Annotated in this window: 19 protein-coding genes; 9 read left to right on the top strand and 10 right to left on the bottom strand. The window is 65.2% G+C overall.

Annotated elements, in window-relative coordinates:
- The first annotated feature begins 2 nt into the window (after nucleotides 1-2).
- Nucleotides 3-1,406, top strand: a complete 1,404-nt coding sequence (locus B2790_RS17220) for an efflux transporter outer membrane subunit (RefSeq protein WP_286919302.1) — start codon at nucleotides 3-5, stop codon at nucleotides 1,404-1,406.
- Between the two features lie 122 nt (nucleotides 1,407-1,528).
- Here the strand turns inward: B2790_RS17220 and B2790_RS17215 are convergent, their stop codons facing one another.
- On the bottom strand, nucleotides 1,529-3,139 hold the full coding sequence (locus B2790_RS17215; protein ID WP_286919301.1) for a PvdJ/PvdD/PvdP-like protein: 1,611 nt from the start codon (nucleotides 3,137-3,139) through the stop codon (nucleotides 1,529-1,531).
- Between the two features lie 312 nt (nucleotides 3,140-3,451).
- Here B2790_RS17215 and pvdM point away from each other — a divergent pair, with 312 nt between their 5' ends.
- Both pvdM and B2790_RS17205 read left to right on the top strand, forming a co-directional pair.
- Nucleotides 3,452-4,798 (top strand): pyoverdine-tailoring dipeptidase-like protein PvdM, encoded by a 1,347-nt coding sequence (pvdM, locus tag B2790_RS17210; protein ID WP_075045856.1) that lies wholly within the window; start codon nucleotides 3,452-3,454, stop codon nucleotides 4,796-4,798.
- A 17-nt stretch (nucleotides 4,799-4,815) separates the two neighbouring features.
- Entirely contained in the window at nucleotides 4,816-6,102 is a 1,287-nt protein-coding gene (locus B2790_RS17205; protein ID WP_286919300.1) for an aminotransferase class V-fold PLP-dependent enzyme, read from the top strand.
- A gap of 135 nt (nucleotides 6,103-6,237) precedes the next feature.
- Here B2790_RS17205 and B2790_RS17200 read toward each other — a convergent pair whose 3' ends face one another.
- Entirely contained in the window at nucleotides 6,238-7,206 is a 969-nt protein-coding gene (locus B2790_RS17200) for an alpha/beta hydrolase (RefSeq protein WP_286919299.1), read from the bottom strand.
- A gap of 142 nt (nucleotides 7,207-7,348) precedes the next feature.
- Between B2790_RS17200 and B2790_RS17195 the strand changes: the two genes are divergently transcribed.
- Nucleotides 7,349-8,470 (top strand): cupin-like domain-containing protein, encoded by a 1,122-nt coding sequence (locus tag B2790_RS17195; RefSeq protein ID WP_085592795.1) that lies wholly within the window; start codon nucleotides 7,349-7,351, stop codon nucleotides 8,468-8,470.
- 201 nt (nucleotides 8,471-8,671) lie between these two features.
- Here B2790_RS17195 and B2790_RS17190 read toward each other — a convergent pair whose 3' ends face one another.
- The 8 genes from B2790_RS17190 to B2790_RS17155 form a co-directional block, all read right to left on the bottom strand.
- Nucleotides 8,672-10,063, bottom strand: coding sequence for an aspartate aminotransferase family protein (locus B2790_RS17190; RefSeq protein WP_286919298.1), 1,392 nt, complete (start codon nucleotides 10,061-10,063; stop codon nucleotides 8,672-8,674).
- Between the two features lie 218 nt (nucleotides 10,064-10,281).
- Nucleotides 10,282-11,604, bottom strand: coding sequence for an ATP-binding protein (locus tag B2790_RS17185; protein ID WP_286919297.1), 1,323 nt, complete (start codon nucleotides 11,602-11,604; stop codon nucleotides 10,282-10,284).
- Nucleotides 11,601-12,284, bottom strand: a complete 684-nt coding sequence (locus B2790_RS17180; RefSeq protein WP_025339994.1) for a response regulator — start codon at nucleotides 12,282-12,284, stop codon at nucleotides 11,601-11,603. The genes B2790_RS17185 and B2790_RS17180 overlap by 4 nt, the downstream gene beginning before the upstream one ends.
- A gap of 120 nt (nucleotides 12,285-12,404) precedes the next feature.
- Complete coding sequence (locus B2790_RS17175; RefSeq protein WP_286919296.1) at nucleotides 12,405-12,968, bottom strand: nucleotidyltransferase family protein; 564 nt, start codon at nucleotides 12,966-12,968, stop codon at nucleotides 12,405-12,407.
- Nucleotides 12,965-13,936, bottom strand: a complete 972-nt coding sequence (locus B2790_RS17170; protein ID WP_274120800.1) for an XdhC family protein — start codon at nucleotides 13,934-13,936, stop codon at nucleotides 12,965-12,967. Before B2790_RS17170 ends, B2790_RS17175 begins: the two co-directional genes overlap by 4 nt.
- A gap of 3 nt (nucleotides 13,937-13,939) precedes the next feature.
- The gene (locus tag B2790_RS17165) at nucleotides 13,940-15,151 is read right to left on the bottom strand and encodes a cytochrome c (protein ID WP_286919295.1); all 1,212 of its coding nucleotides are present in this window, start codon (nucleotides 15,149-15,151) and stop codon (nucleotides 13,940-13,942) included.
- A 2-nt stretch (nucleotides 15,152-15,153) separates the two neighbouring features.
- On the bottom strand, nucleotides 15,154-15,690 hold the full coding sequence (locus tag B2790_RS17160) for a (2Fe-2S)-binding protein (protein WP_025339998.1): 537 nt from the start codon (nucleotides 15,688-15,690) through the stop codon (nucleotides 15,154-15,156).
- On the bottom strand, nucleotides 15,683-18,514 hold the full coding sequence (locus B2790_RS17155) for a xanthine dehydrogenase family protein molybdopterin-binding subunit (RefSeq protein WP_075045864.1): 2,832 nt from the start codon (nucleotides 18,512-18,514) through the stop codon (nucleotides 15,683-15,685). The genes B2790_RS17160 and B2790_RS17155 overlap by 8 nt, the downstream gene beginning before the upstream one ends.
- A 324-nt stretch (nucleotides 18,515-18,838) precedes the next feature.
- Here B2790_RS17155 and dsbD point away from each other — a divergent pair, with 324 nt between their 5' ends.
- The 5 genes from dsbD to B2790_RS17130 all read left to right on the top strand — a co-directional run bounded on the left by dsbD (nucleotide 18,839) and on the right by B2790_RS17130 (nucleotide 24,233).
- Entirely contained in the window at nucleotides 18,839-20,554 is a 1,716-nt protein-coding gene (gene dsbD, locus B2790_RS17150) for a protein-disulfide reductase DsbD (RefSeq protein WP_286919293.1), read from the top strand.
- Entirely contained in the window at nucleotides 20,554-21,390 is an 837-nt protein-coding gene (locus tag B2790_RS17145; protein WP_025340001.1) for a TlpA disulfide reductase family protein, read from the top strand. Before dsbD ends, B2790_RS17145 begins: the two co-directional genes overlap by 1 nt.
- 1 nt (nucleotide 21,391) lies before the next feature.
- Entirely contained in the window at nucleotides 21,392-22,150 is a 759-nt protein-coding gene (gene dsbG, locus B2790_RS17140; RefSeq protein ID WP_286919292.1) for a thiol:disulfide interchange protein DsbG, read from the top strand.
- Between the two features lie 600 nt (nucleotides 22,151-22,750).
- Nucleotides 22,751-23,503, top strand: a complete 753-nt coding sequence (locus B2790_RS17135; RefSeq protein ID WP_286919291.1) for a hypothetical protein — start codon at nucleotides 22,751-22,753, stop codon at nucleotides 23,501-23,503.
- A gap of 1 nt (nucleotide 23,504) precedes the next feature.
- Nucleotides 23,505-24,233 carry an ATP-binding cassette domain-containing protein gene (locus tag B2790_RS17130; protein WP_286919290.1) on the top strand — a complete coding sequence of 243 codons (729 nt, stop codon included), beginning with the start codon at nucleotides 23,505-23,507 and terminating at the stop codon, nucleotides 24,231-24,233.
- Nucleotides 24,234-24,350: the final 117 nt, after the last annotated feature.

Below are 24,350 nucleotides of genomic sequence, written 5' to 3'. Positions count from 1 at the left end.
CCATGACTCTGCCCAGCCGCATCAGCCTGTTGACCTTATGCGTATGCCTCGCCGCCTGCAGCACGCCGCCAACACCCGCCAGCGGCATCGCCGCGCCATCCGCCTGGCAAGGCGAGGCCGCATCACCCTCGGTACAACTGCCAACGACACAGTGGTGGCATGCCTTCGCCAGCAGCGAGCTCGACCGCCTGGTACAGCACGCCCTGCACAATGCCCATGACCTGGCTGCCGCCACTGCGCGGGTACGCCAGGCCCAGGCCCGCGCGGTCATTGCCGGCGCGCCGCTGTTGCCGGAGCTGAAGCTGGGCCTGGACGGCAGCCGCCAACGCCTGCTGCACGGTGACGGCTATGACCAGCTGGATGTCAGCCGCAGCGAGCCCACCAGCACCTCGTTCGACATGCAGCTCAGCGCCAGCTACGAAATCGACTTCTGGGGCGGCCTGCGGGCGACCCGTGACAGCGCCCTGCGCAGCCTGGATGCCAGCCGCTTCGACCGCCAGACCGTGGCGCTGACCCTGGTCAGCGCGGTGGCCGACAGTTACCTGCAGGGCCTGGCTTTGCAGGAACAGTTGCGCATTGCCCGCCTCAACCTGCGCAATGCCCAGGACGTGCTGGGCCTGGTCGAGGCACGCCAGCGCAGCGGGTCCGCCACGCGCCTGGAACTGGCCCAGCAGCGCAGCCTGGTGGCCGCGCAGCAACGCCAGCTGCCGTTACTGGAACAGAAGTGGCAAGACAGCCGGGTCACCCTGGCGACCCTGCTCGGCGACCCGGTGCAGTCGCTACCCACCAGCCAGGACGCGATCAACACCCTGCAATGGCCCGCCATTGGCAGCGGTGTGCCCAGCGAGCTGCTCACCCGCCGCCCGGACATTGCCGCGGCAGAAGCACGGCTTGCCGCCGCCAGCGCCAACGTGCAGGTCGCCCGCGCCGCCATGCTGCCCAAACTCACCCTCGGGGCCAACCTGGGGGCTGGCGCCAATACCTTTGCCCATTTGTTCGACAGCTCCTACTACACCCTCACCAGCGGCCTGGTCGCGCCGATCTTCAACAACGGCCGGCTGCGTGCCGCGCGTGAACTGGCCGAGGCTGAACAGATGGAGTTGCTGGAGACCTACCGCAGCAGCATCCTGGCCGCTTTTGCCGATGTCGAGAAAGCGCTCAATGCGATCCAGGGCGTGGACCGCCAGCGGCAGTGGCAGGATGAAGAGGTGGTGCAGGCGCGGTTGGCGTTCGATCTGGCGCAGCAGCGTTATGGCGCGGGAGCGGAGACGCTGTTGAGCGTGCTGGAGACCCAGCGCACCTTGTATGTGGCGCAGGACCAGCAGGCACAACTGCGCCTGGCCCGGTTGCAGGGTAGCGTGGCGTTGTACAAGGCATTGGGGGGTGGCTGGGTGGTCAGCCAGTAGGGCCCGCCTGTACCGACCCTATCGCCGGCAAGCCAGCTCCCACAGGGTCTGCGCCGGGCTCAAGACATGCGCCGTACCTGTGGGAGCCGGCTTGCCGGCGATAGGGCCGGCACAGGCAGCGACTAGTTCCGCACCTTCAGGTTGCGCGCATACCACGGCCGCTGCGGTACCTTGGGCCGCAGCTTGTCGAGCAGGTCGTCATCGCTGTAGATGATGCGCAACGCCAGCTTCATGGTCTCCGGGTCCATTTCTACACTGCGGCCGGGCCGCAAACCCGGCACCGTCGAGCAGCCATGGGTATCCGGCCCCAGCCACGGGTCGGCCACCTCCACCCAGCGCCCTGGCGCAAACCATGGCACGCCATTGACTTCCAGGCGCCGTACCTCACCCGGGTGCAGCCGCTCATGAGCGTGGAACCAGTCCTCGATGCGGTCGTCGATCCAGCCATGAAAGTGCCAGAACACCGGGTTCACATGGGATGAAAACGGGTCACCGAGAAAATCGTTCTGTTCGGCGAACCAGCGTTCGGCAAAATCATCCGGCGTGCGCGCCGTCGGCACCGGCATGCCGTTGGAGGGGTCGCGCGGCACCGATGCCCAGCGCATGTGCAGCCAGTCGTGCAGGCCCAGCTCCACTTCCGAACCGAACTGGCCCAGGGTCAAGGTGCTCAGGTACTCCGGGTCGGTGTAGCGTGACTCCCAGACCAGGAAGTTGCCATGGAAGGTATCCGGCGTCTTGATGTCGCGCACCCACTGGGTGTATTCCGCATCACCGCTGGTCAGCCAGGTGGGCGGCAGGGCATTGCCGTCATGGTTGTCGAAGTAGCGGGCGAATCCGGCCCGGTCGCGCTCCAGTTCCGGCTGCGGCAGCGGGAAGCGCGTCCATGACGGCAAGTCCTGCAAGGCACGCGCCCTGCCAAGCATGTGCCGGTGCATGAAGAAAAAGTCTTCGCCCGAGCCGTTGCGGTCCTTGTGCCGGCCCCGCGCATCACGCTCGCGATCACGGGGCCCGGGCTGCCAGCCCAGGCCACGCAGGGCGCCCTGCTTGTCCTTGCCCAGTTTGTGCCATTTGTCCCGCGACGAGTGCCACAGCTGGTGGAACAGGCGATGCTCCGGGGTGGACAGCCAGGCCAGCAGTTGCGGGTTCAGCGGGATACGCTCGCGCGCCTCGGGGAAGGTGCGCTTCAAGGCCAGGAACTGGTTGTCCTCCACGGGCAATGTCAGCACGCGGTCCAGGCGTGCAATGCGCCCGTTGAGGGTGGCCGGCCCGGCGTTGCCGAACCGGCCCCAGACCTCGTCGAGCACGATATGGCATTCATAGCGGGCCTGGGTCGAAAACAGGCGCCAGCGCAGGGTACCCGGCTTGTCCGCCAACAGGTCGCCTACCACGCGGTAGCGCGGCTCTTCCTGCCCTCGCAGGCGCTCGGGGGTATCCAGGTAGCCGCGCAGGGCACGCCCGCTGGTTGCAACATCCAGGAACAGCTCCAGTTCACCCGTGGGCAGGCCGTCCAGGCCCGCATCCTTGCCCTGCAGGGTCCAGCGCCAGATGCCGCGCAGGGTATCGCCTAACTGCTGCAGGCGGGTATCGGCCAACTCGACGACGGCCTCGCCAGGGGTTTCCGGGAACTCCTCGGCGGCACGCTGGCGCTGCACATACAGCGCCCCGAGCGCACCGGGCACCACCACACCCGTCAATGCCACACCGGCGATGAAACCGCGTCGGGAAATCGTCATTGCATACCTGTGCATTCATTGCGGCCATGGAGCACGGCCAGTCCAAGGCTAGAACGTTGCACGGCAGGCGAAATTTAGCGGCGCTCCGGCTGCATCCGGGGCTGCTGCGCAGCCCAATCGCCGGCAAGCCGGCTCCCACAGGGATTGCACATGGCTTGAGGCCAATGCGCTCGAGGTGGGAGCTGGCTTGCCGGCGATTGGGCCGCATGGCGGCCCCCGACAGGCGCTAAATTTCCCGGGTGCGAGCTCGTTCACTGCAGGTAGCGGCGGCCTCTGTGCCCATCCCTCGACGGTGAACCTACTGAGACCAAGATGACGACTCCACGCTGGAAGAAAGCCCTGTTTATCAGCCTGGCCGCGGCAGTTGCCGCTGGCGCCGGGTTTGCCGCCTGGCATTACTTCGCCACACCCGCCGGCTATTCCAGGGAGGTGACCCGCCAGGCCAACGACCTGCAGGAACGCATCATCTCGTTCGACAGCCATGTCACCCTGCCGCTGACCTTCGGCACCGAAGGCAGCGAGGCCGACAAGGATGGCAATGGCCGCTTCGACCTGGCCAAGGCCGCACGCGGGCGTTTGTCTGGCGCGGCCCTGACCATCTTCGCCTGGCCGGAGTCCTGGACCGGTGACGGTGGCCCGCACCGCCCTACCCCAGGCTTCGTCGAAGCCGCCCGCCACACCCAGGAAGTACGCTACAACGCCATCACCGCCATGGTCCGCGACTTCCCGCAGCAGGTGGGTATTGCCTATACCCCGCAAGACATGCGGCGCCTGCACGGCGAAGGCAAGTTCGCGGTGTTCCTCAGCATGCTCAACGCCTATGCGCTGGGCGATGACATCGACCAGCTCGACCGTTGGGCCGCGCGCGGCGTGCGCATGTTCGGCTTCAGCTACGTGGGCAACAACAGTTGGGCCGACTCTTCGCGCCCGCTGCCGTTCTTCAATGACACCGCCGATGCCCTGGACGGCCTGTCGCCGCTCGGCAAGCGCGCCGTGCAGCGGCTGAACGACTTGGGCGTGATCATCGATGTGTCGCAAATGTCCAGCAAGGCGCTGGCCCAGGCCGTTGCCCTCAGCCGCGCGCCGGTGGTGGCCTCGCACTCGGCGCCGCGGGCGATGGTCGACATCAGGCGCAACCTCTCCGACAAGGAGCTGCAGCTGATCAAGGACAGCGGCGGCGTGGTCCAGCTGGTGGCCTTCTCCACCTACCTCAAGCCCTTGAGCAGCAAGACCCAGGACAAACTCAACGCCCTGCGCGCCCGCTACGACCTGCCGCCACTGGCCAACCTCGACTACGCACTGATGCCCGGTGACCCGGTGATCGCCGGCTGGCCCGAGCAGAAGGTCGGCCAGTACGCCAACGCGCTGTACGGCATTCTCGAGGAGGAACCGCCGGCCACGCTCAAGGACTATGGCGACGCCATCGACTACACCGTGCGCAAGGTCGGCATCGACCATGTCGGCCTGAGTTCGGACTTCAACGAAGGCGGCGGCATCGACGGTTGGCAGAACGCCAGTGAAGCACGCAACGTCACCGCCGAACTGATCAGCCGCGGCTACTCCGAAGCGGATATCGCCAAGCTCTGGGGCGGCAACTTCCTGCGGGTGTGGGAGCAGGTGCAGCGCGCCGCGCAACCTGTCGCCACCTCATCCCCCTGACCCTTGCGAGCCTTTTGATGAACGATCGTCGCACCTTTCTCAAGCAGGCCGGCCTGCTTGCGGCCGCCCTGCCCCTCACAAGCCCGCTGCTACCTGCCGCCCGAGCGGCGGCTGCGCAGCCTGCCACCGCCAGCGACTGGGCCGGGTTTCGCAACCTGTTCGAGCTGGACCCGGCCTACGCGCACTTTGCCAACTTCCTGATCACCTCGCACCCACGGCCCGTGCGCGAAGCCATCGAGGCGCTGCGCGCCCGCTTCGACCGCCACCCGGCCCGCATGGTCGACTGGGACAGCCAGTCGGAGTGGAAGCACGAAGCCGCCGTGCGTGAATGGGCGGCCCGCTACCTCGAAGTGACGCCCCGGCAAATCGCCCTGACCGGCAGCACCACCGAAGGCCTGGGGCTGATCTATGGCGGGCTGAAGATTGCCCCAGGGCAGGAAATTCTCACCACCGTGCACGAGCATTCGGCCGCCCGCCATACCATGGGCTTTCGCACCACGCGCGATGGCACACCGGTGCACCGGTTGCGCCTGTTCGACGACCCCGCCAAGGTCAACAGCGACCAGGTACTGGCCACCATCGCGGCGGCCATCGGGCCGAAAACACGGGTACTGGGCATGACCTGGGTGCACTCGGGCAGTGGCGTGAAACTGCCCGTGGGCGAGATCGGCGCGCTGGTACGCGAGGTCAATCGCCAGCGTGACGAGCAGGACCAGATCATCTACGTGATCGACGGTGTGCATGGCTTCGGCGTCGAAGACATGCGCTTTGCCGATCTCAACTGCGACTACTTCATCGCCGGCACGCACAAGTGGATGTTCGGGCCGCGAGGTACCGGGATCATCTGCGCGGCGTCCACCGAACTGAAGCAGCTGAACCCGACCATTGCCACGTTTTCCGAGAACGAGGACTTTGCCACGGTGATGACGCCCGGCGGTTACCACGCCTTCGAGCACCGCTGGGCATTGGGCAAGGCGTTCGAGCTGCACCTGCAGTTGGGCAAGGCGGCGGTGCAGGCGCGGATTCATGGGCTTAATGGCTATCTCAGGCAGCGGCTTGAGGCGCTGCCGGGGGTCGAGCTGGTGACACCGCGCAGCACGCAGTATTCGGCGGGGTTCACCTTCTTCCGGGTCACGGGGCAGGATGCTGACGAGGTGGCCCGGTATCTCAACAGCCAGCGCATTGTGGTCGATGCGGTGTCGCGGGATGTCGGGCCGGTGGTGCGGACGGCGCCTGGGCTGTTGAATACCGAGGCGGAGATCGAGCGATTGGTGGATGTTCTGAAGCGCTACCTGCGCGCTTGAGGGTTTCCTGTACCGGCCCTATCGCCGGCAAGCCGGCTCCCACAGGTACTGCACATGGCTTGAAGTTGGTGCGGTCAGGGTGGGAGCTGGCTTGCCGGCGATAGGGGCGCAACGCACCCCCCCGGCGAGCTCAAGTCAGGATTGGCCATCGACCCGCTTCAACCACTCCCCGACATCCCGGTAAATCCCCTCCACCTGCCCCACGATCCCCGACATGCGCAAGAAGTCATGGGTCAACCCCTCCACCCGGGCAAAGGTCACCGCCGTCCCACCCGCCTCCAGCCAGTCACGATAGGCCATGCCCTCATCATGCAACGGGTCATACTCGGCCACGAACAGGCAAGCCGGCGCCAATGGCTCGCGCAGCGTCGACAGCAACGGCGATACCCGCCAGTCCAGGCGCTGCTCGCGCTGCGGCGCATAGTGCCGGTAGAACCACTCCAGGGTAGGCGTCTCCAGCAGGTAACCCTCGGCATGCTGGCGATGGGACTCACGCCAGCAGGAGATATCGGTCACCGGGTAGAACAGCAACTGTGCCAACGGCTTGAACGCCAGCGCCTCGGGCTGCTCCACCGCCGTAATGGTCAACACCGCCGCCAGGCTGGCGCCCACACTGTCCCCTGCCAGCACCACCCGGCGGTTGTCCAGGCCCAGCGAGGGCGCCTGCTCTGCCAGCCAGTTGGCGGCGTCCAGCACATCGTGCAGGGCTTTCGGGAACTGCTGCTCCGGTGCCAGCCGGTAGTCCGCCGCCAGCACCGCGAACTCGCCCAGGGCCGCCAGGCGACGGCACACCGAGTCATGCGAATCGAGGCTGCCGACCACATAGCCGCCGCCATGCAGGTACAGGATCACTGGCTGCAAGGCAGCACCAGCATCGCCCTGGCGGTACAGGCGAGCAGCCAGGCGGGCACCGTCGCGCGCGGTAATCTGCAACTCGCTGGCCGTGACGTTGCCGGGCGGGCTCGGGTCGAGTACCTGCGAGCTGCCTTCGAACTCGGCACGGGCCTGGGCCACGTCCATCGCGTGCATGGGCAGGCTCCTGCCCGTCAGCCGGCCAAATTCGACCAGTTCCAGAAATGCCGCCAGATCAGGGTGCAATGCCATGTGGGTTCCTTGGGTGAACAATGTGTCTCGAGCCTCCCTACGGGACGTAGCAGCACACCGAAAAATTACCCGCCCACACGGCTAAATCGTTGGTGCAGGCACTCGTTATCCCAGCACAACGAAAGACCGCCAGAGGCATACCGTGGACCTTCAGAGCATCCTCAGCAAACTGTTCGCCAACGCCCATGCCGTCGGCATCGAAGGCGTTTTCCAGTTCGTCTTCGGCCAGGACCGGGCCTTCTGGTCGGAGGTGCGCGACAGCAGCCGCACCGGTGCCGGCCGGCACAGCGCCCCGGACGTCACCATCGAGGTGGCCGAGCGTGACTTCCTCGGCATCATGGGCGGCACCGCCAACGTCGAAGAACTGTTCGCCAGCGCCCGCCTGAAGATCAGCGGCAACATGGGTTTGGCCACCCTGCTGCCGCAGATCATCAGCAACGCCCGGCGCGGCGCGCCGGCGACCAAGGTGTCGATGAACCAACGCTACCCGACACCGGCACGCCTCAGCGAACGGGTGTCGGCCGCGCAACCGGTGCAGCGCGAGGTGGCACGCATTGCCCGCGCCGACATGCCGCTGGCGCGCTTCCAGGGCGAATACCTGGCGCACGGCACGCCGGTGGTCATCAGCGATGCCCTGCAGGACTGGCCGCTGTTCACCATGGGCCGCGAAGCTTCGCTGGAGCATTTCGCCGAACTGCAGGGCATCACCCGGCACGGCGACTATGTGAAGAAGACCTTCTCCACCGACCGCGACTTCCGTTCCACTTCCATGGCCGACTTCATCGCCTCGCTGGACACCCCTGCCAAACCCGGCGAAACCCCGGCCTACATGGGCAACAACATCGTGCCGGAAAAGCTGCTGACGCTGATTCGCTACCCGCAGTACTTCGCCCGCGAGAAGTTCATTGCGCCGCGCATCTGGATCGGCCCCAAGGGCACACTGACGCCACTGCACCGCGACGACACCGACAACCTGTTCGCACAGGTATGGGGGCAGAAGTCGTTCATCCTTGCCGCGCCGCACCATCGCCCGGCACTGGGTACCTGGTCGACCAGCCCCAAGGGCGGCCTGGACGGCTGCGACTTCAACCCCGACGCCCCGGATTACCAGCGCTTCCCGGCGGCGCGCGAGGTGCCGTTCCTACGCGTGGTACTGCAGGCCGGTGACCTGTTGTTCCTGCCCGAAGGGTGGTTCCACCAGGTGGAGTCTGTGACCACCTCGCTGTCGGTGAACTTCTGGGTGAATTCCGGGCGCGGCTGGTAGCCGGGATTACCAGGGGGGGCGCTTTGCGCCCCTATCGCCGGCAAGCCAGCTCCCACAGGGACTGCGCCGACCGGAAGGCTTGCCTGTCCCTATGGGAGCCGGCTTGCCGGCGATAGGGACTGCGCCGACCGGAAGGCTTGCGCTGTACCTGTGGGAGCTGGCTTGCCTGCGATAGGGCCGCGCAGCGGCCCCGGCAATCGATCAGACCGCCGCGATCAGCGCCTCGGCAAAGCGCTGCGCGACCTCATCGATCTGCTCGCCACTGATGATCAACGGCGGCAGGAAGCGCACCACCGCCCCATGCCGCCCACCGAGCTCCAGGATCAGCCCGCGCCTGAGGCACTCGCGCTGCACCTTCGCCGCCAACTCACGGTTGGCCGCCGGATGCCCAAGCGCATCTCGCTGGCCTTGCGGGTCCACCAGCTCCACCCCAAGCATCAGGCCACGCCCGCGAATATCACCCAACTGCGGATAATCCCGCTGCAACTGCTGCAGGTGCTGGCGCAGGCGCTGGCCCATGGCCTCGGCATGCTCTGCCAGGCGATGCTCGACCAGGTAATCGATCACCGCCGAACCCGCTGCCATGGCCATCTGGTTACCACGGAAAGTGCCGGCGTGGGCGCCTGGCTTCCAGGTGTCCAGCCAGTCGCGGTACACCACCACCGCCAGCGGCAGGCTGCCGCCAATGGCCTTGGACAAGGTGACCACATCCGGGATGATGCCGGCATGCTCGAAGGCGAACATGCTCCCGGTACGGGCGAAACCGCTCTGGATCTCATCGACGATCAACGCCACGCCGGCCTGCTCGGTGATACGGCGTACCCCCTTGAGCCACTCGATATCGGCCGGAATCACCCCGCCCTCGCCCTGCACCACCTCGAGGATCACCGCCGCCGGCAGCGGCACGCCGCTTTCCGGGTCGAGCAGCAGGGTTTCCAGGTAATGCAGGTTGGCCCTGACCCCGGCTTCGCCGCCCAAGCCGAACGGGCAACGGTAGTCGTAGGGGTACGGCATGAACTGCACACCGTTGCCGAGCAAGGCACCCAGCGGCTGCTTCGGGCCATGGCTGCCCATCAGGCTCAGCGCACCCTGGCTCATGCCATGGTAGGCGCCATGGAAGGCCAGCACAGTGCTGCGGCCGGTGGCGCTGCGCACCAGTTTCAGCGCTGCTTCCACCGCATCGGTACCGGTCGGGCCGCAGAACTGGACCTTGGCCTCACGGCGCAACGCCTCGGGCAGCACGCCGAACAGGTCCTGGACGAAGCGGTCCTTGACCGGCGTGGTCAGGTCCAGGGTGTGCAACGGCAGCTCATCGGCCAGTACCCGCTGGATCGCCTCGACCACCACCGGGTGGTTGTGGCCCAGCGCCAGGGTGCCGGCGCCGGCCAGGCAGTCGATGAACTGGCGGCCTTCGACATCCTCCACATGGATGCCACGGGCGCGCTTGAGCGCCAGCGGGATGCGCCGCGGGTAGCTGCGGGCGTTGGACTCCTGTTGTTGCTGGCGTTGCAGCAAGGGTGAATCGGTGAACTCGTACAAGGCACGCGGCGCGCTGGCCGGCGGGACCTGGGCAAGGCAGGAAGCGGTGGACATGGGTGAATCCTCGCAAGCAAGCGAAAGTGCGGGTGTTCGTCGCTTGGGAAACGCTTGAGTGCGGGGAGGATTTAGCGGTTGTTACTGTATTTTACTCTGCCTGTGCCGGCCCTTTCGCGGGCTTGCCCGCTCCCACAGGTACTGCACAGGGTCTGAGATGCATGCGATCTCTGTGGGAGCGGGCAAGCCCGCGAAAGGGCCGGCACAGACAGCGAAGATCAGCTGGCCGAGCGCGCCGGCACTTGCAACAACACCCGCAACCCATCACTGCGGCTGTCGAACTTCAGGCTACCGGCACAACGCTGCACGATCGCCTGCACGATCGCCAGCCCCAGCCCGCATCCACCACTCTGCCCGTTACGCCAGAAGCGCTCGGTCAGGTGTTCCATGTCCGCCTCGGCAATCCCCGGCCCATGGTCCCGCACCATGAAGCCCACCTGGCCGTCAGCCATCTGCACCTCAAGCTCCACCGCCTCGTCGCCGCCATGGCGCAAGGCGTTGTCCAGCAGGTTGCGCAGCGCCGCCACCGCCAACGGCGCAGGCATGCCCAGGTAGATCTGCGTAGCGGCTTCAGGCAAGCGCAGCACGATGCGCCGGTTGTCACCGCCGCCGGCATCCTGCACCGCCTGCCGGGCCACCTGCTCGGCGCTGCACTGCACGCCATCCTCGAACGACAGGCTGCCCTCCACCCGCGCCAGCATCAACAACTGCTCCAGCGTACGGTGCATGCGGTCGGCGCCCTGCTCGGCATGTTCCAGCGCCTGCTCACGCACGGCGCCATCGGTCATCCGTGCCACCTGCAGGTGGGTCTTGATCGCCGTCAGCGGGCTGCGCAGTTCATGCGCGGCATCGTCGGTCAGGCGCCGCTCACGCTCGATGGTCTGGGCAATGCGCAGGAACAGCTGGTTCTGGGTTTCCAGCAACGGTTGCAGTTCGCTGGGCATGCCCGCCACCTGCAGCGGCTCGACGCTGTCCGCGCGCCGGCGGCGCAGGGCATCGCGCATGCGATTGAGCGGCTCCAGGCCCTTGCCCAGGCCGATCCACAACAACCCCAGGCTGCCAAGCAGGGCCATCAGCACTGGCGCCGAGGCTGCCAGCAGGATCGACTGGTTCAGCGCCTCGCGCTCCATGTGCCGGTCGGCGGTGGTGATACGCACATCGCCATGGTTGTAGGTGAAGGTGCGCCACAGCGCGTCGTCGATGGTCTGGTCACGGAAACCGCTACGTTCATCGTCCATGACGCCATCGTGCTTGTGGTTGCTGGCGAGAATCTCGCCACGCAGCGAGCTGACCTGGCAGGCCATGCCGTCCGGCACGCTGAACTGGTCGGCGGAAAAGTGCGCCTCCCCGCCCTTGGCGGTCAGCGGCTGCGGCAGCTGGTCGATCAGCCCGGCAACCATGCGCGCCGAAGCCACCAGCCGCTGGTCGAGGGAGAACATCATCTGCTGGCGCAGGTCGCGCAGCATCCACGCGGCGGCCAGCGCCCAGATGATCACGAAGGCGCTGCCCAGGATCAGGCTCAGGCGTACCCGCAGGCTCATGATGCGGCCTCCTCCGGCGCCTGCGCCGGGCCCAGCCGGTAGCCCAGGCCGCGCACGGTCTCGACGATGCCGTTGCCCAGCTTGCGCCGCAGATGGTGGATATGCACGTTCAGGGCATTGCTCTCGACTTCGTCGCTGAAGCCGTACACGCAGTCTTTGAGCTGCTCGCCGGACAGCACCCGCCCGGGGTTCTGCAGCAGCGCCTGGAGCAATGCCTGTTCACGCCGGGACAGGTCGACCGGCTGGCCGGCCAGGGTTGCCTCGCAACTGCTCGGGTCGTAGCGCAGCGGGCCGTGTTCGATCACATTCACCGCCCGCCCGGCCACCCGTCGCAGCAGGGTGTGCAGGCGAGCAGCCAGCTCGCGCAGGTCGAACGGCTTGAGCAGGTAATCGTCGGCGCCGGCCTGCAGGCCATCGACCCGGTCGGTGACCGCATCACGGGCGGTGAGCACCAGCACTGGCAGCGTCTCGCCTTTCTCGCGCAGGCGGCGCAACAGCTTCAGGCCGTCTTCGTCGGGCAGGCCAAGGTCGAGGATCATCACGTCGAACTGCGCGGCCTGCAGCATCGCCCGTGCATCGGCGGCGTTGCCCACACGGTCCACGGTCAGGCCCTGGGCGGTAAGGCCGGCGCAGATGCCGGCGGCGATCAGGTCGTCGTCCTCACAGAGCAGAACGTGCATGGCGGGGCTCCCGGAATGGTGTGGCAGGCATTGCACCTTGGGCAGATTAAGGGGGGATTATGGACCTTTTGTGGGATGGATTGGGGTGTTCGTCTTGGGTGCGATGGCCAACATCTGGGCCTAAATCAACCCCTGCGGCGTATCTACATCCAGCAACACCCCAGCATCCTCCACTTCAACCACCACGCAACGATCCCGATGCGCTTGCACCACCGACCGGGCCCCTTCATCCCCGCCAAGCTGCCCCAGCGCCGGCCAGAAGTCGCGGCCGAAGACCACCGGGTGCCCCTGCTGCCCCGCATGGCGCGGCAACACGATGGTCGAGGCGGTGGCCGCCTCGGCCAACCGACGCAAGGTTACCGATTCGATCCAAGGCATATCACCCAGCAAGATCGCCACCGCCTGCGCCTGGCTGTCACCCAACGACCTGGCGCCGGCAGCCAGGCTATGCCCCATCCCCGAAGCCGCATCCGGGCTGGCGATAACCCGGCAATCGGCAGGCAAGGCAAAATCCTCGCTCCACTCGCCCGCGCGCAACACCACGCGCACATCATCGAACACCGCTTGGGCCCGTTCCACACTATGCGCCAGCAGGCTGCGACCATCAGCCAAGGTCGCCCGGCGCTTGTCTGAACCGAAACGCGTGCCGCGGCCTGCCGCCAGCACCAGCGCAACCACGCTCACAGCGCGCCCCGCTCGATGCCGTTGCGCACCCGCAGAATGTCGGCGAGCACCGCCAAAGCGATCTCGGCCGGGGTCTTGCTGCCCAGGTTGAGGCCGATCGGGGCGTGGATGCGGCCCAGTTCGACCTCGCCCAGGCCACCGATCCGCCGCAGGCGTTCGCGGCGCTTGTCGGAGGTCACCCGGGAGCCCATCACACCGATATAGAACGCCTCGGTGCGCACCGCTTCGAGCATCGCCAGGTCATCGATCTTCGGGTCGTGGGTCAGCGCCACCACCGCAGTGTCGGCATGGCAACCGCCATGAGCGATGAACTCCGATGGCAGCTCGCGGCGCACTTCGATGCCATCCAGCCGCACGCCGTCGAGCACTTCGTCACGCGGCTCGCAAAGGATGACTTCGAAGCCCATGCCCTTGCCGAACTCGGCACAGAAATGCGCGACGCTGGAGTACCCGGCCAACAGCAGACGCTGGGCGGCCCCTACACGCAAGCGTACACAGGCACTTTCACGCTGCACACGCGGCCCCTGGCTGTGGTCATCGGCAAGCAGGCGCATACCCTCGGGCAGGCTCACTTCACGCAGCACGCGGCGCTGGCCCTGCAATGCGCTTTCCAGCTCACGCAGGTGCGCCTGCACCTCGCATTCGGCCGGCAGGTTCTCCACCAGCACTTCCAGCACGCCGCCACAGGGCAGGCGGATGCTCGAGCGCGAGTCGCTGCCATCGCCATAACGCACGATGGCCACTGGCTCGGGAAACTCCCCCCGGCCCACGCGCTCGAGAAAGTCGTCTTCCACGCAGCCACCAGACAGCGAACCCAGCCACTGCCCGCTGGCGTTCACCGCCAACAGCGAGCCCGGTGCACGGGGCGCCGAGCCATAGGTGGCGAGCACCGTGCACAACCACACCCGCTGGCCGCCGCACGACCACTGCAACGCCTGGCGGACCACCTGTAGATCGAGATGCTGCACCCTTTACTCCGCCTTCAGCTCGGCGAGCTGCTGTACGCTCAGGTCACCGGGCAATCCACCCCAGGCCTGGCGCAGGTAGTTGACCATATCCGCCACCTGCTGGTCATCGAGCTTGTCGGCAAAGCCCGGCATCGGCTGCATGCGCTCGAAGCCGGTGAACTGCTGCTCACGGATGCCTTCGAGGACCACCTTGACCAGGTTGCGCGAGTCGGCCTGGCGCAGCACCGTGTTGCCGCGCATGGCCACGGCGATGTGCGGCTTGCCCTCGCCGTCCACCCCATGGCAGCCCGCGCAGACATTCAGGTATTGCTGGCGGCCGCGCCTGGCGCTGTCGCTCATCTGCTCCAGCGCCACCGCCTGGATAGCCTTGGCCGGCGGTGGCTGGTCGCCCAGCAGGTAGGTGGCCATGGCCGCCAGGTCGGCATCCTCCAGGTGCTGGGTGCTGTGGTGCACCACCGGGAACATTTCGTTGAACATGCTGCCCTGGGCGCTGATGCCGTGCTTGAGGAAGGTGGTCAGGTCCGGCTGGGTCCAGCCGCGCTCGGCCAGGTCCTGGGCCAGCAGGCTCGGGGCCAGGTAGCCACCCAGCAGGCCGCCGCTCAGGCGCTGGTCCTGCTGCAACGCACCGATCGGGTTGCGCGGGGTATGGCACTCGCCGCAATGGCCCATGACTTCGACCATGTACTGCCCACGCTGCCAGGCCGGGCTTTTGCCCTCGGTCGGCTGCAGCTGCACGCTTTTACCGTACAGCATGTTCCAGCCGCTCAGCCCCTGGCGCACGTTGAACGGAAAGCGCAACGCAGTCTGCGGTGCCGGGCGGTTGATTGGCGGCACGGTCATCAGGTAGGCGAGGATCGCGTCCGAATCTTCGCGCTTGATCAGGTGGTACGAGGTGTACGGCATCGCCGGGTAGAGGTTGGCGCCGTCCTTGCGCTTGCCCTCGGTTAGCGCCGCGAAGAATTCGTCGGCGCTGTAGTTGCCGATGCCGTACTGCTTGTCCGGGGTGATGTTGCTGCCGTAAATGGTGCCGAACGGCGAATGGATCGGCAGGCCGCCGGCGTACGGCGCGCCGCCTTCAGCGGTGTGGCAGGCCATGCAGTCGGCCGCGCGGGCCAGGTATTCACCGCGCTTGACCTGCGCCTGGTCGGCTGCCTGGGCAAGCGAGGTAAAGGCAAGGCCGAGAGCCAGCGCCAGTGCGCTACGAACAAGACCCATGCTCAACCCTCCTTGACCAGGCCGAGGTCGTTGAGCACCGTGCGGGTGGCGTCGTAGTAACGCACGTAGCCGGTGCAACGGCAGATGTGGTGGCCCAGGCTCGCCTCGATGCGGTCTTCCACCTCGCTTTTCTTCAACGGCTGGCGCTGGGCGGTTTCCACCAGCACCGTGGCGGCATTGACGAAGCCCGGCGCGCAGTAGCTGCACTGGAAGGCGAACAGGTCGACGAACTTCTGCTGGATCGGGTTCAGCGTGAGGTTGCCAGCCTCGTCCTGTCTGGCATGGCCCTCGATGGTGCGGACCTTCTTGCCCTCGAAGTAATGCGCGCCGGTAATGCAGGTGCGCACCTCCTCGCTGGTGCCGTCGGGGTTGTCGACGATCACCACGCAGGCGTGGCAGATGCCCTGGCCGCAGCCCAGGCGCGAGCCGGTGAGGTTCTGGTGTTCGTGCAGGTAGTCGATCATCGCCAGGTCGTCGGGGACCTCGACCGGGCCGACCGGTTGACCGTTGAGGGTCAGTTGCAGTGGACGGTTAGCCATTGAGGGCCTCCTTGATACGGGCTGGGGTGATGGGGAGATCGCGAACGCGCTTGCCGATGGCATGCGCGACGGCATTGCCGATGGCACCGACGACCGGGATCATCACCACTTCGGCGATGCCCTTGGACGGGTCGGTCGGTGACAGCGGCGGGAGGATTTCGCTGGTCTGCTGCCACACCGCCACGTCGCGCGCGTGCGGCAGGCGGTAGCGGTTGAAGTTCCAGTCGCCCTCCCCGGGCCCGCCCTCGTACAACGGCATTTCTTCGGTCAAGGCATGGCCGATGCCCATGGCGATACCGCCTTCGAGCTGGCCCTTGACCAGTTCCGGCACCAGCACCCGGCCGCACTCGACCCAGCTGTGGTGGTTGAGCACCTGCACTTCGTGAGTGCCCTTGTTCACCTTGACTTCGACAATGGTCGCCACCGGGCTGTAGTAGGTGACCATGGCGTTGTTCAGCTGGGTGTCGGGATAGGCGGCGTTCTGCCGGTCGAGCAGGTGGTAGCCGTGGCTGCTCATCTGCGCCTTCTTGGCGTTCACCGCGCCATCGCCGTACTTCACCGCCACCGCGTCGAGCGGGAAGCGTTCGCGCACGCCGTCGATCACGAAGTCGGCCTCGGCCCAGCTCCAGCGGTTGAAACCGTGCACGCTGACGCCAGTGACCAGGCCCATGTCATGGGCCTTTTGTGCCAGCTGGGCGAACGGGATCGGTGACAGGCCGTTGCCGGTCAGCTCGCCGTTGACCCATACCGCATTCTCGCGGCGCACCACCAGCGGGTTGGCCTGGCCGCCGTACGGGCCCTGGCGCCAGATGGCCATGGCCGCCGGCCACAGACCGTGGTTGAACAGCACGCGCGCCGCTTCGCGGGTGGCATGGCTGAAGTAGAAGGCCGAGTTGGTCGCCGACGACGGCGAAGCAAGCTTGCCGACCCAGCGCGGGTTGCGCAGCGCGGCGTCCTGCTCGGGCTGGCTGATCAGGTACGGGTTGCCGCTGGTGGTCAGCTGCAGCTCCGGCCATTCGGTGACCGCGGTCTTCACCTCGTCGGCCGAGCGGCCGAGGAAATCGCTGACCACCAGTGCCTGGGAGGTGGACATGCCGGTACCCAGCTCGGTGCCGATGTGGCGCAGGCTGATGCGCCCGTCGCGGCTGAATTCGATGCTGGCCATGGGGGCTTCGGAGCCGGTGCCGAAGTCTTTCTGGCAGATGGCAAAGCCCACGCCATACCAGTGGTCCGGGTCCTTGGCGTCCATCTGCTGCTTGCGCGCGTCGCGGTTGCGCCACCAGTCGTGCACGGCCGCCTTGTCGAGAATCTCGTACAGGCGCAGGGCGCCGGCCGGGACCGCGCCCTGGGTGTTCTTCATGCCCGACTTCAGCGCGTTGGCGCGGCGCAGGTCGATGGCATCGACGCCCAGGCGCCCGGCGATCTCATCCACCATCATTTCGGTGGCGGCCATGGTCTGCAGCGTGCCGTAGCCGCGCATGGAGCCGGCCTCGACGCCACGGGAATGATAGGCAGTGACCGACAGGTCGTTCTGCGGCATGTAGTAGATCGACTGCGCCGCCGTGGCCCCCACCGCTGCCACCGACGGGCTGTAGTTGATACGCCCGCCGCCGTCGCAGCTCATGTCGGCGCGGAAGATCTTGAAGCTGTTGTCCTTCTTGTCCACCGCCAACTGGTAGCGGATATCGAAGGCATGGCGCTTGATGCCGCTCTGGAACTGCTCGTAGCGGTCGTTGGCCAGGCGGATCGGCACACCGGCGCCATACAGCGCGGCCACGGCGGCGTAGAAGACGAAGATGTTGTTGTCTTTCGAGCCGTAGCCCACGGTATAGCCCGGGTGCATGTTCAGCGTGTTCAGGGCGAAGCGCGACGGCTTGATCATGTGCACGCATTCCTGCGCCACTTCGAACGGGCACTGGGTCGCGACCACGAAGTGCAGCGTGCCGCTGGCCGGGTCGTACCAGCCGTTGCCGTTGTCCGGCTCCAGGGCGGCCGGCTCGATGGACGGCGTCTTGTAGCGCTCGTCGAACACCAGCCAGTCCTCGGGTGGGTTATCCAGCTGCTCGGCCATGCGCTTGGCGTAGAACAGGCCCTGCTCGGTCAGGTCGCCATGCTGGTTGGGCTGCTTCGACCACACCGGCTTGCGGTTGAGGATGGTGGGGAACAGCATGGAATTCTTCAGGCTGGAAAATTCATCGTCGTCGAACGGCGTGGCACCGCCCACGCGCACGAAGCGGAAGCTGCCGTAGGGGTCGCGCTGGTACAGCGGCGCCTGGGCGCCATAGCGGATCGCCTGGTCGTTGAACTGCAGCTTGCGCTTGGCCTGACGGAAGCGCTCGAAGTCGTGCCAGATCAGGATCGCCACCGGGTGGCCGATGAACATCGGCACCTTGCCGGGCGGCAGCAGCGGGTCGGGCGAGTGGGCCTCGGGCCAGGCGATGCCGTCCTTTTCCAGGTCGGCAGCGGTGACGATGCGGTCCGGCTGCAGGTCGGCGCCAAGCAGGCTGAGGTCATGGCCGGCATAGATACGGTCGGCCTTGGTCGCCTTGAGCAGCAGCGCATGCCCCTGCTGCGCGGGCCAGCCGGGCATGTCCTTGGCACGGATGTCGCGGGCGAACACCTTGTCGCCGCACACCTTGGACAAGGCGTCATTACGGAAACGCGCCTTGCCGTCATGGTTCATCCACTTCTGCGGCGAGGTGGTGACGCGTTCCTCCATCAGCGCGGCGAATGCCTGGCTGCCGAGCGGCGCCATGGTCACGCCGACACCAGCGATCAGGCCGCCTTGCAGGAAGGCGCGCCGGGAAATATCACGGTTGGACATGCTTGATCCTCTGGGCAGCAGGGGGACTGCCCTTTTTTTGATTCTGGTACTAGCCTGAAAAGCTGACCTGTACGTCAACTTTACAGCAATTGTGTTGGCGCAGGCAAAGTCAAGTCGACAATATGTCGCGACATGCCTGGGATCTGGGGCGGAATTTGTTCTGGGGCTGGTAGGTGTTTGTCTTAGGATCTCCCAGGCGCAGACCATCCCATGGCATACACCTCCAAGCCCTGATGCGCCCCCCTGACCAAAAACCAGAGTTAACCTTGGGTTAATCGACCCAAGCCAGCATGACCCCTTTCAACGTACTGCCAAGGCGAAGACATGCGCGTCCTCCTGCTCTTCCTGACACTGCTGCTGGCCGGCCCGTTGCAGGCCAACCCGTTCGATGTCAAACCGGACTTCCTGCCGGTCAACCAGGCCTTCGTGCTTACCCACGACCGCCAGGCCGACGGCCAGATGCGCCTGTTCTTCCAGATCCAGCCTGGCTACTACCTGTATCAGAAACGCCTGAAGTTCGACGGCCTGCCTGCCGAACAGCACCCGCAACTGCCGGCCGCTCTCAACCACCACGACGAGTTCTTCGGCGACAGTGCGGTGTACCGCGACCAGCTCGAACTGCTGCTACCGGCCGATGCCCGGGGCCAACTGCGCCTGGGCTGGCAGGGCTGTGCCGACGCCGGCCTGTGCTACCCGCCGCAAACCACGTTGGTCGACCTGGGTGGCAGTGTGGCGCCGGCAGCCGAACAAGCCAGTGACCAGGCCCTGGCCAGCGACCTGCAACAAGGCCACCTGGCCTGGAGCCTGCTGGCGTTCTTCGGCCTGGGCCTGTTGCTGGCCTTTACCCCCTGCTCGCTGCCGATGCTGCCGATCCTCGCCGGGCTGGTAATGGGCAATGGCGCCAGTGCCCGGCGCGGCTGGATACTGGCCGGGGTCTATGTACTGAGCATGGCCCTGGTGTATGCCGCCCTGGGCGTGGTCGCCGCGCTGCTGGGTGCCAGCCTGCAGGCCTGGCTGCAGCAACCCTGGCTGCTGGGCAGCCTGGCGGGGCTGTTCGTGCTGCTGGCCCTGCCGATGTTCGGCGCCTTCGAACTGCAACTGCCCGCCGCCGTGCGTGACCGCCTCGACCGCGCCGGGCAAGGCACCCGTGGTGGCAACCTGTATGGTGCGGCGCTGCTCGGCGCGCTGTCCGGCCTGCTGATGGGCCCGTGCATGACCGCGCCGTTGGCCGGCGCGCTGCTGTACATCGCCCAGAGCGGCGACGTGCTGCAGGGGGCGCTGGTGCTGTTCAGCCTCGGCCTGGGCATGGGTGTGCCGCTGCTGTTGCTGGTAACCCTCGGCAACCGCTTCCTGCCCCGCCCGGGTGCCTGGATGAACCGGGTCAAGGGCGTGTTCGGCTTCGTGTTCCTGGGCATGGCGCTATACACCTTGCGCAGCCTGCTGCCCGCAGCATTGCTGCTGGCCCTGAGCGGCGCCTTGCTGATCGCCCTGGCCTGGGCTGCCTGGCCGGCCCTGCAGCGGTTGCCGGCGTTGCGCGCGTTGCCGCTGCTGGGTGCCCTGTGGGGCGGCCTGCTGCTGGTGGGTGCGGCGGCCGGTGGCGACGACCTCTGGCAGCCGCTGCGCCCGTTCGCCGGTAGCGGCGCTGCGCCGGCTACCGGCCAGCACACCGAGGACGCCTTCGTCACCGTCAGCCGCCCCGAGGACCTGCAACGCGAACTGGATGCAGCCAAGGCCCGTGGCCAGTGGGTGATGCTCGACTACTATGCCGACTGGTGCGTGTCGTGCAAGGTCATGGAAAAACAGGTGTTCGCCCGCAGCGACGTGCAGGCCGGCCTGGCCGGTGTGCACCTGCTGCGCCTGGACGTGACCGCCGACACCCCGGCCAGCCAGGCCCTGCTGCAGCGCTACCAGGTACCTGGCCCGCCCAGCATCATCTGGGTCGGCCCGGAAGGCGACGAACGCCGCGCGCGGCGCATCACTGGTGAGGTGGATGCAGCCGCCTTCCTGCAACACTGGACCCAGACCAGGAGCCAAGGCTGATGCTGACCGTAACCCTCGGGCCACTGACCATGGCTCTCAACCACCTGCTGATGCTCACCGCCCTGGTGATCGCCAGCATGGTCGGCTGGTGGGTCGCCCGGCGTGGCGGCGAGAGCCCGGAATCGGCACTGTTCAACCTGTTCCTGATCGGCCTGCTGTGCGCACGCGCCGGCTTCGTGCTGGCCTATTGGCCGATGTACCAGGACGACCCCCTGCAGATCATCGATATCCGTGATGGCGGCTTCCTGTTCTGGTCGGGCCTTGCCGGCATCGTGCTCGGCGCCTTGTGGCAGGGCTGGCGCCATCCCGGCCTGCGCCGCCCGCTGGGCTGGGCGCTGTTCAGCGGCGCGCTGTTCTGGGGCCTGGCCAGCCTCGGTGGCCACCTGTACAGCAAGGGCACCGAACTGCCCGAGCTGAGCCTGCGCAAGGCCAACGGCCAATCCGTAGCGTTGCACAGCTACCGCGGCAAACCGCTGGTCATCAACATCTGGGCCACCTGGTGTCCACCCTGCCGACGCGAAATGCCGGTGCTGCAACAGGCGCAAAGCGCTTACCCGCACGTGACCTTCCTGTTCGTCAACCAGGGCGAGACCCCGGAAAACGTCAGCACCTTCCTCGCCACCACCGGCCTGAGCCTGACCCACGTGCTGTTCGACGGCACCGGTCTGCTGGCCCAGCGCGTCGGTTCCATGGCCCTGCCCACCACCCTGTTCTACGACGCCGACGGGCGCCTGGTCGGCAGCCATCTGGGCGAGCTGTCCCGGGCCAGCCTGCGCCACGCCCTGGAGCCTTTCGACCGGGCCACCGCGCCCGCCCCTGCCGCACAAGGAAACTGACATGCGACTGACTGCACTGCTGCCCCTGTCCCTGGCCCTGCTGGCTGCCCCTACCCTGCAGGCCGAAGAGTTGCCCAAGGCGATTGCGCAACTGCAAGCCAAGGGTGCCGTGATCAAAGGCAGCTTCGACGCCCCCAACGGCCTGCGCGGGTATGCCGCCGAGTACCAGAACAACGGCCTGGCGCTGTACCTCACCCCTGACGGCAAGCATGTACTGGTTGGCAGCCTGTTCGACGAACAGGGCAACGACCTCAGTGCCGAGCCGCTGAAAAAGCTGGTGTATGCGCCGATGAGCAAGGAAATCTGGGCGAAGATGGAGAAAACCTCCTGGATCGCCGACGGCAAGGACGATGCACCGCGCAAGGTGTACCTGTTCAGCGACCCCAACTGCCCGTACTGCAACATGTTCTGGGAACAGGCGCGGCCATGGGTGGAGTCGGGCAAGGTGCAGTTGCGCCATATCATGGTCGGCATCATCCGCGAGGACAGCCCGGGCAAGTCGGCGGCGCTGCTGGCGGCGAAAGACCCGGTCAAGGCACTGCACGAGCATGAAAAAGCGGGCAAGGCCAGCAATTTGAAGGCACTGGAGCAGGTGCCAGAGGCGGTGCAGCAGAAGCTGGCGGCGAACATGGCGCTGATGGAAGAAATGGGCTTGCAGGCGACCCCGGCGATCTTCTATCAGGATGACCAGGGTAACCTGCAGAGCCAGCAAGGTGCGCCGCGGCCGGAGTTGCTTGGGAAGATTCTCGGCAAGCGCTGATGTGAGATTGGCGGGGCTGCTTTGCAGCCCATTCGCAGCACAAGGCTGTGGCGGCCTTGTGGGAGCGGGCAAGCCCGGGAAGAAGTCAACGCGGTGTATGGCACCGGCTGCGCCGGTGTTCGCGGGCATGCCCGCTCCCACAGGTACAGCGCCAAACTTCGAAAACAACGCCGTATCTGTAGGAGCGGTGCAGGCCTCACTTGCTCTGGTCACCACCCCTCCAGCTCGTCCTTGAGCATATCGGCCCAGATGCCAGCCAATGGCCAACTTTACATTTGGCAACACTAAGTTATACCACCCAAGGCGACAAACACTTTTCCTAACCGATCATCGGGAAACAACGCCCGGCAATAAAACATATAACAATCCCACAACAACTTCAGATCCGCCCTACAAAAACAGAAGTATTTTTCACTCCCATGATCAGTGAACAGGTCTCGATCAGACATACCCCTCAGATAGATCCCACAATACCAACTGCAATTCAAACAACTAGATTACACCCCCGCCAATACATCGCCTCCATCAAACTTGACGTACATGCAGCATGAATATAAAACCTTACCCCCTGCATTCGCGAAGACACTAAAGGCGAGAAAAATGAACAAAAAGCCATACCCCATAACGCGAACAAAACAGATCCTCATGATCACCAAGGTGTTGATCCTGGAACACCTGCGAGAACCCACTGCGTTGCTGTGGACAGCGGCGGCGCCTTGCTTGATGTTCATACTACTGAGGCAAAGCCGTTACCTTGCAGCGCCACCAGACTCTCTCTATATATCCTCTGCTGCGTGGTTCTACGCCTACATCGCTGCAAACGTTGCCTTCTTCGGCCTCGGCTTTTATCTAGTCGGGCGACGAGAAAGTGGCTTTGTCCGGTCATTCATTTACCAACGCGAGGCAATTGCACTTTTCCTCACATCGCACGCCGTCAGCTACACATTGGTCAGTGTCGTGTACTCCAGCTTTTTCTACTTCGCCTCCAAGCCTCTATACGGATCCTACTCGCTATCAGAACTCCTGTACCTTACAGCCGCGTTCTATACGAGTTACCTGATATTCTCCTGCATCGGCTTGGCAATCGCAGCGATGCCCATCAAATTCAGTACAGCCGGGACGCTATTTTCGCTACTTTCATTCCTGATGTTACTTTCCGGTTATTTGGGCGCCACACAAGACGAACTGACCCACTGGTCAACGTTGATCAACCCCTTGCACCTGAGCACAAAAATAATTACCGGAGAGATACCACTTGCCATTAGCTTTCTGACAGCTTTTGCCATTTCAACAGCGGGACTCTATGCAACAGGAAAGCTATTCAGAATCCATCCCGCATGGAGCCGCTATTAAAATGCACCTGCTCACCATCAAAAACCTGGACTTTTCATACAACAGCAGCCCTCTACTACAGAACATCACGCTACAATTGAAAAAAGGAGAAGCCGTTGGCGTACTGGGCAGTAACGGAGCAGGAAAGACCACGCTTTTCGACCTGATCTGCAACATCAGAAAACCAAGCAACGGCACAATCATAAATTCATCCAGACAGCAGGCTTATCTGACTCAAGTACTGACACCACCGCCCTTGCTCAGGATGAGCGAAGTCTACCAACTGATTACACATTTAAATTCCAGGTCAGCACCGGATCACTGCGAGGTGCTTTCACGCCTCTCTGAATGGTCACCTTCCCTGTCGAAACGGTATGCTGAAATCTACAAGAAGAAGGCATCTACTTGCAGCTATGGCGAAGTCCGGAGTTTTGTCACATTGACGCTACTGCTCATGGGCAGCGATCTGATCATCCTCGACGAGCCTACTGCGGGGGTAGACCCAGAATTCAGACACCACATCTGGCTAGGTATAAAAAACGCGTGCAAAAACGGGGCTAGTGTTTTGATTTCATCTCACTATACCGAGGAAATTGCCACAAACTGCCATCGTTTCTACATGCTCGCTCATCAACACCTCGAGCCATTTGAGAATGCTCATGAGTTTCTCGCTCGCTACCATGCGAACTCTTATGATGAAGCATTCATCAATGCGTCGATGTCGCAGGAAAAAATCGGGGCCGCATCATGATGGCGAAGAACCATGGGAAAGGTGGGGTTGCAGGTATGGCACCGGCTGCGCCGGTGTTCGCGGGCATGCCCGCTCCCACAGGTGCAGCGCCAAGCCTCGAGAACAACGCCGTATCTG

The sequence above is a fragment of the Pseudomonas sp. UBA6753 genome, from assembly GCF_002453565.1.
Classification (GTDB): Bacteria; Pseudomonadota; Gammaproteobacteria; order Pseudomonadales; family Pseudomonadaceae; genus Aquipseudomonas; species Aquipseudomonas putida_Z.
Note: the sequence above shows the minus strand (reverse complement) of the source record. Positions and strands in the feature narration are given on the sequence as shown.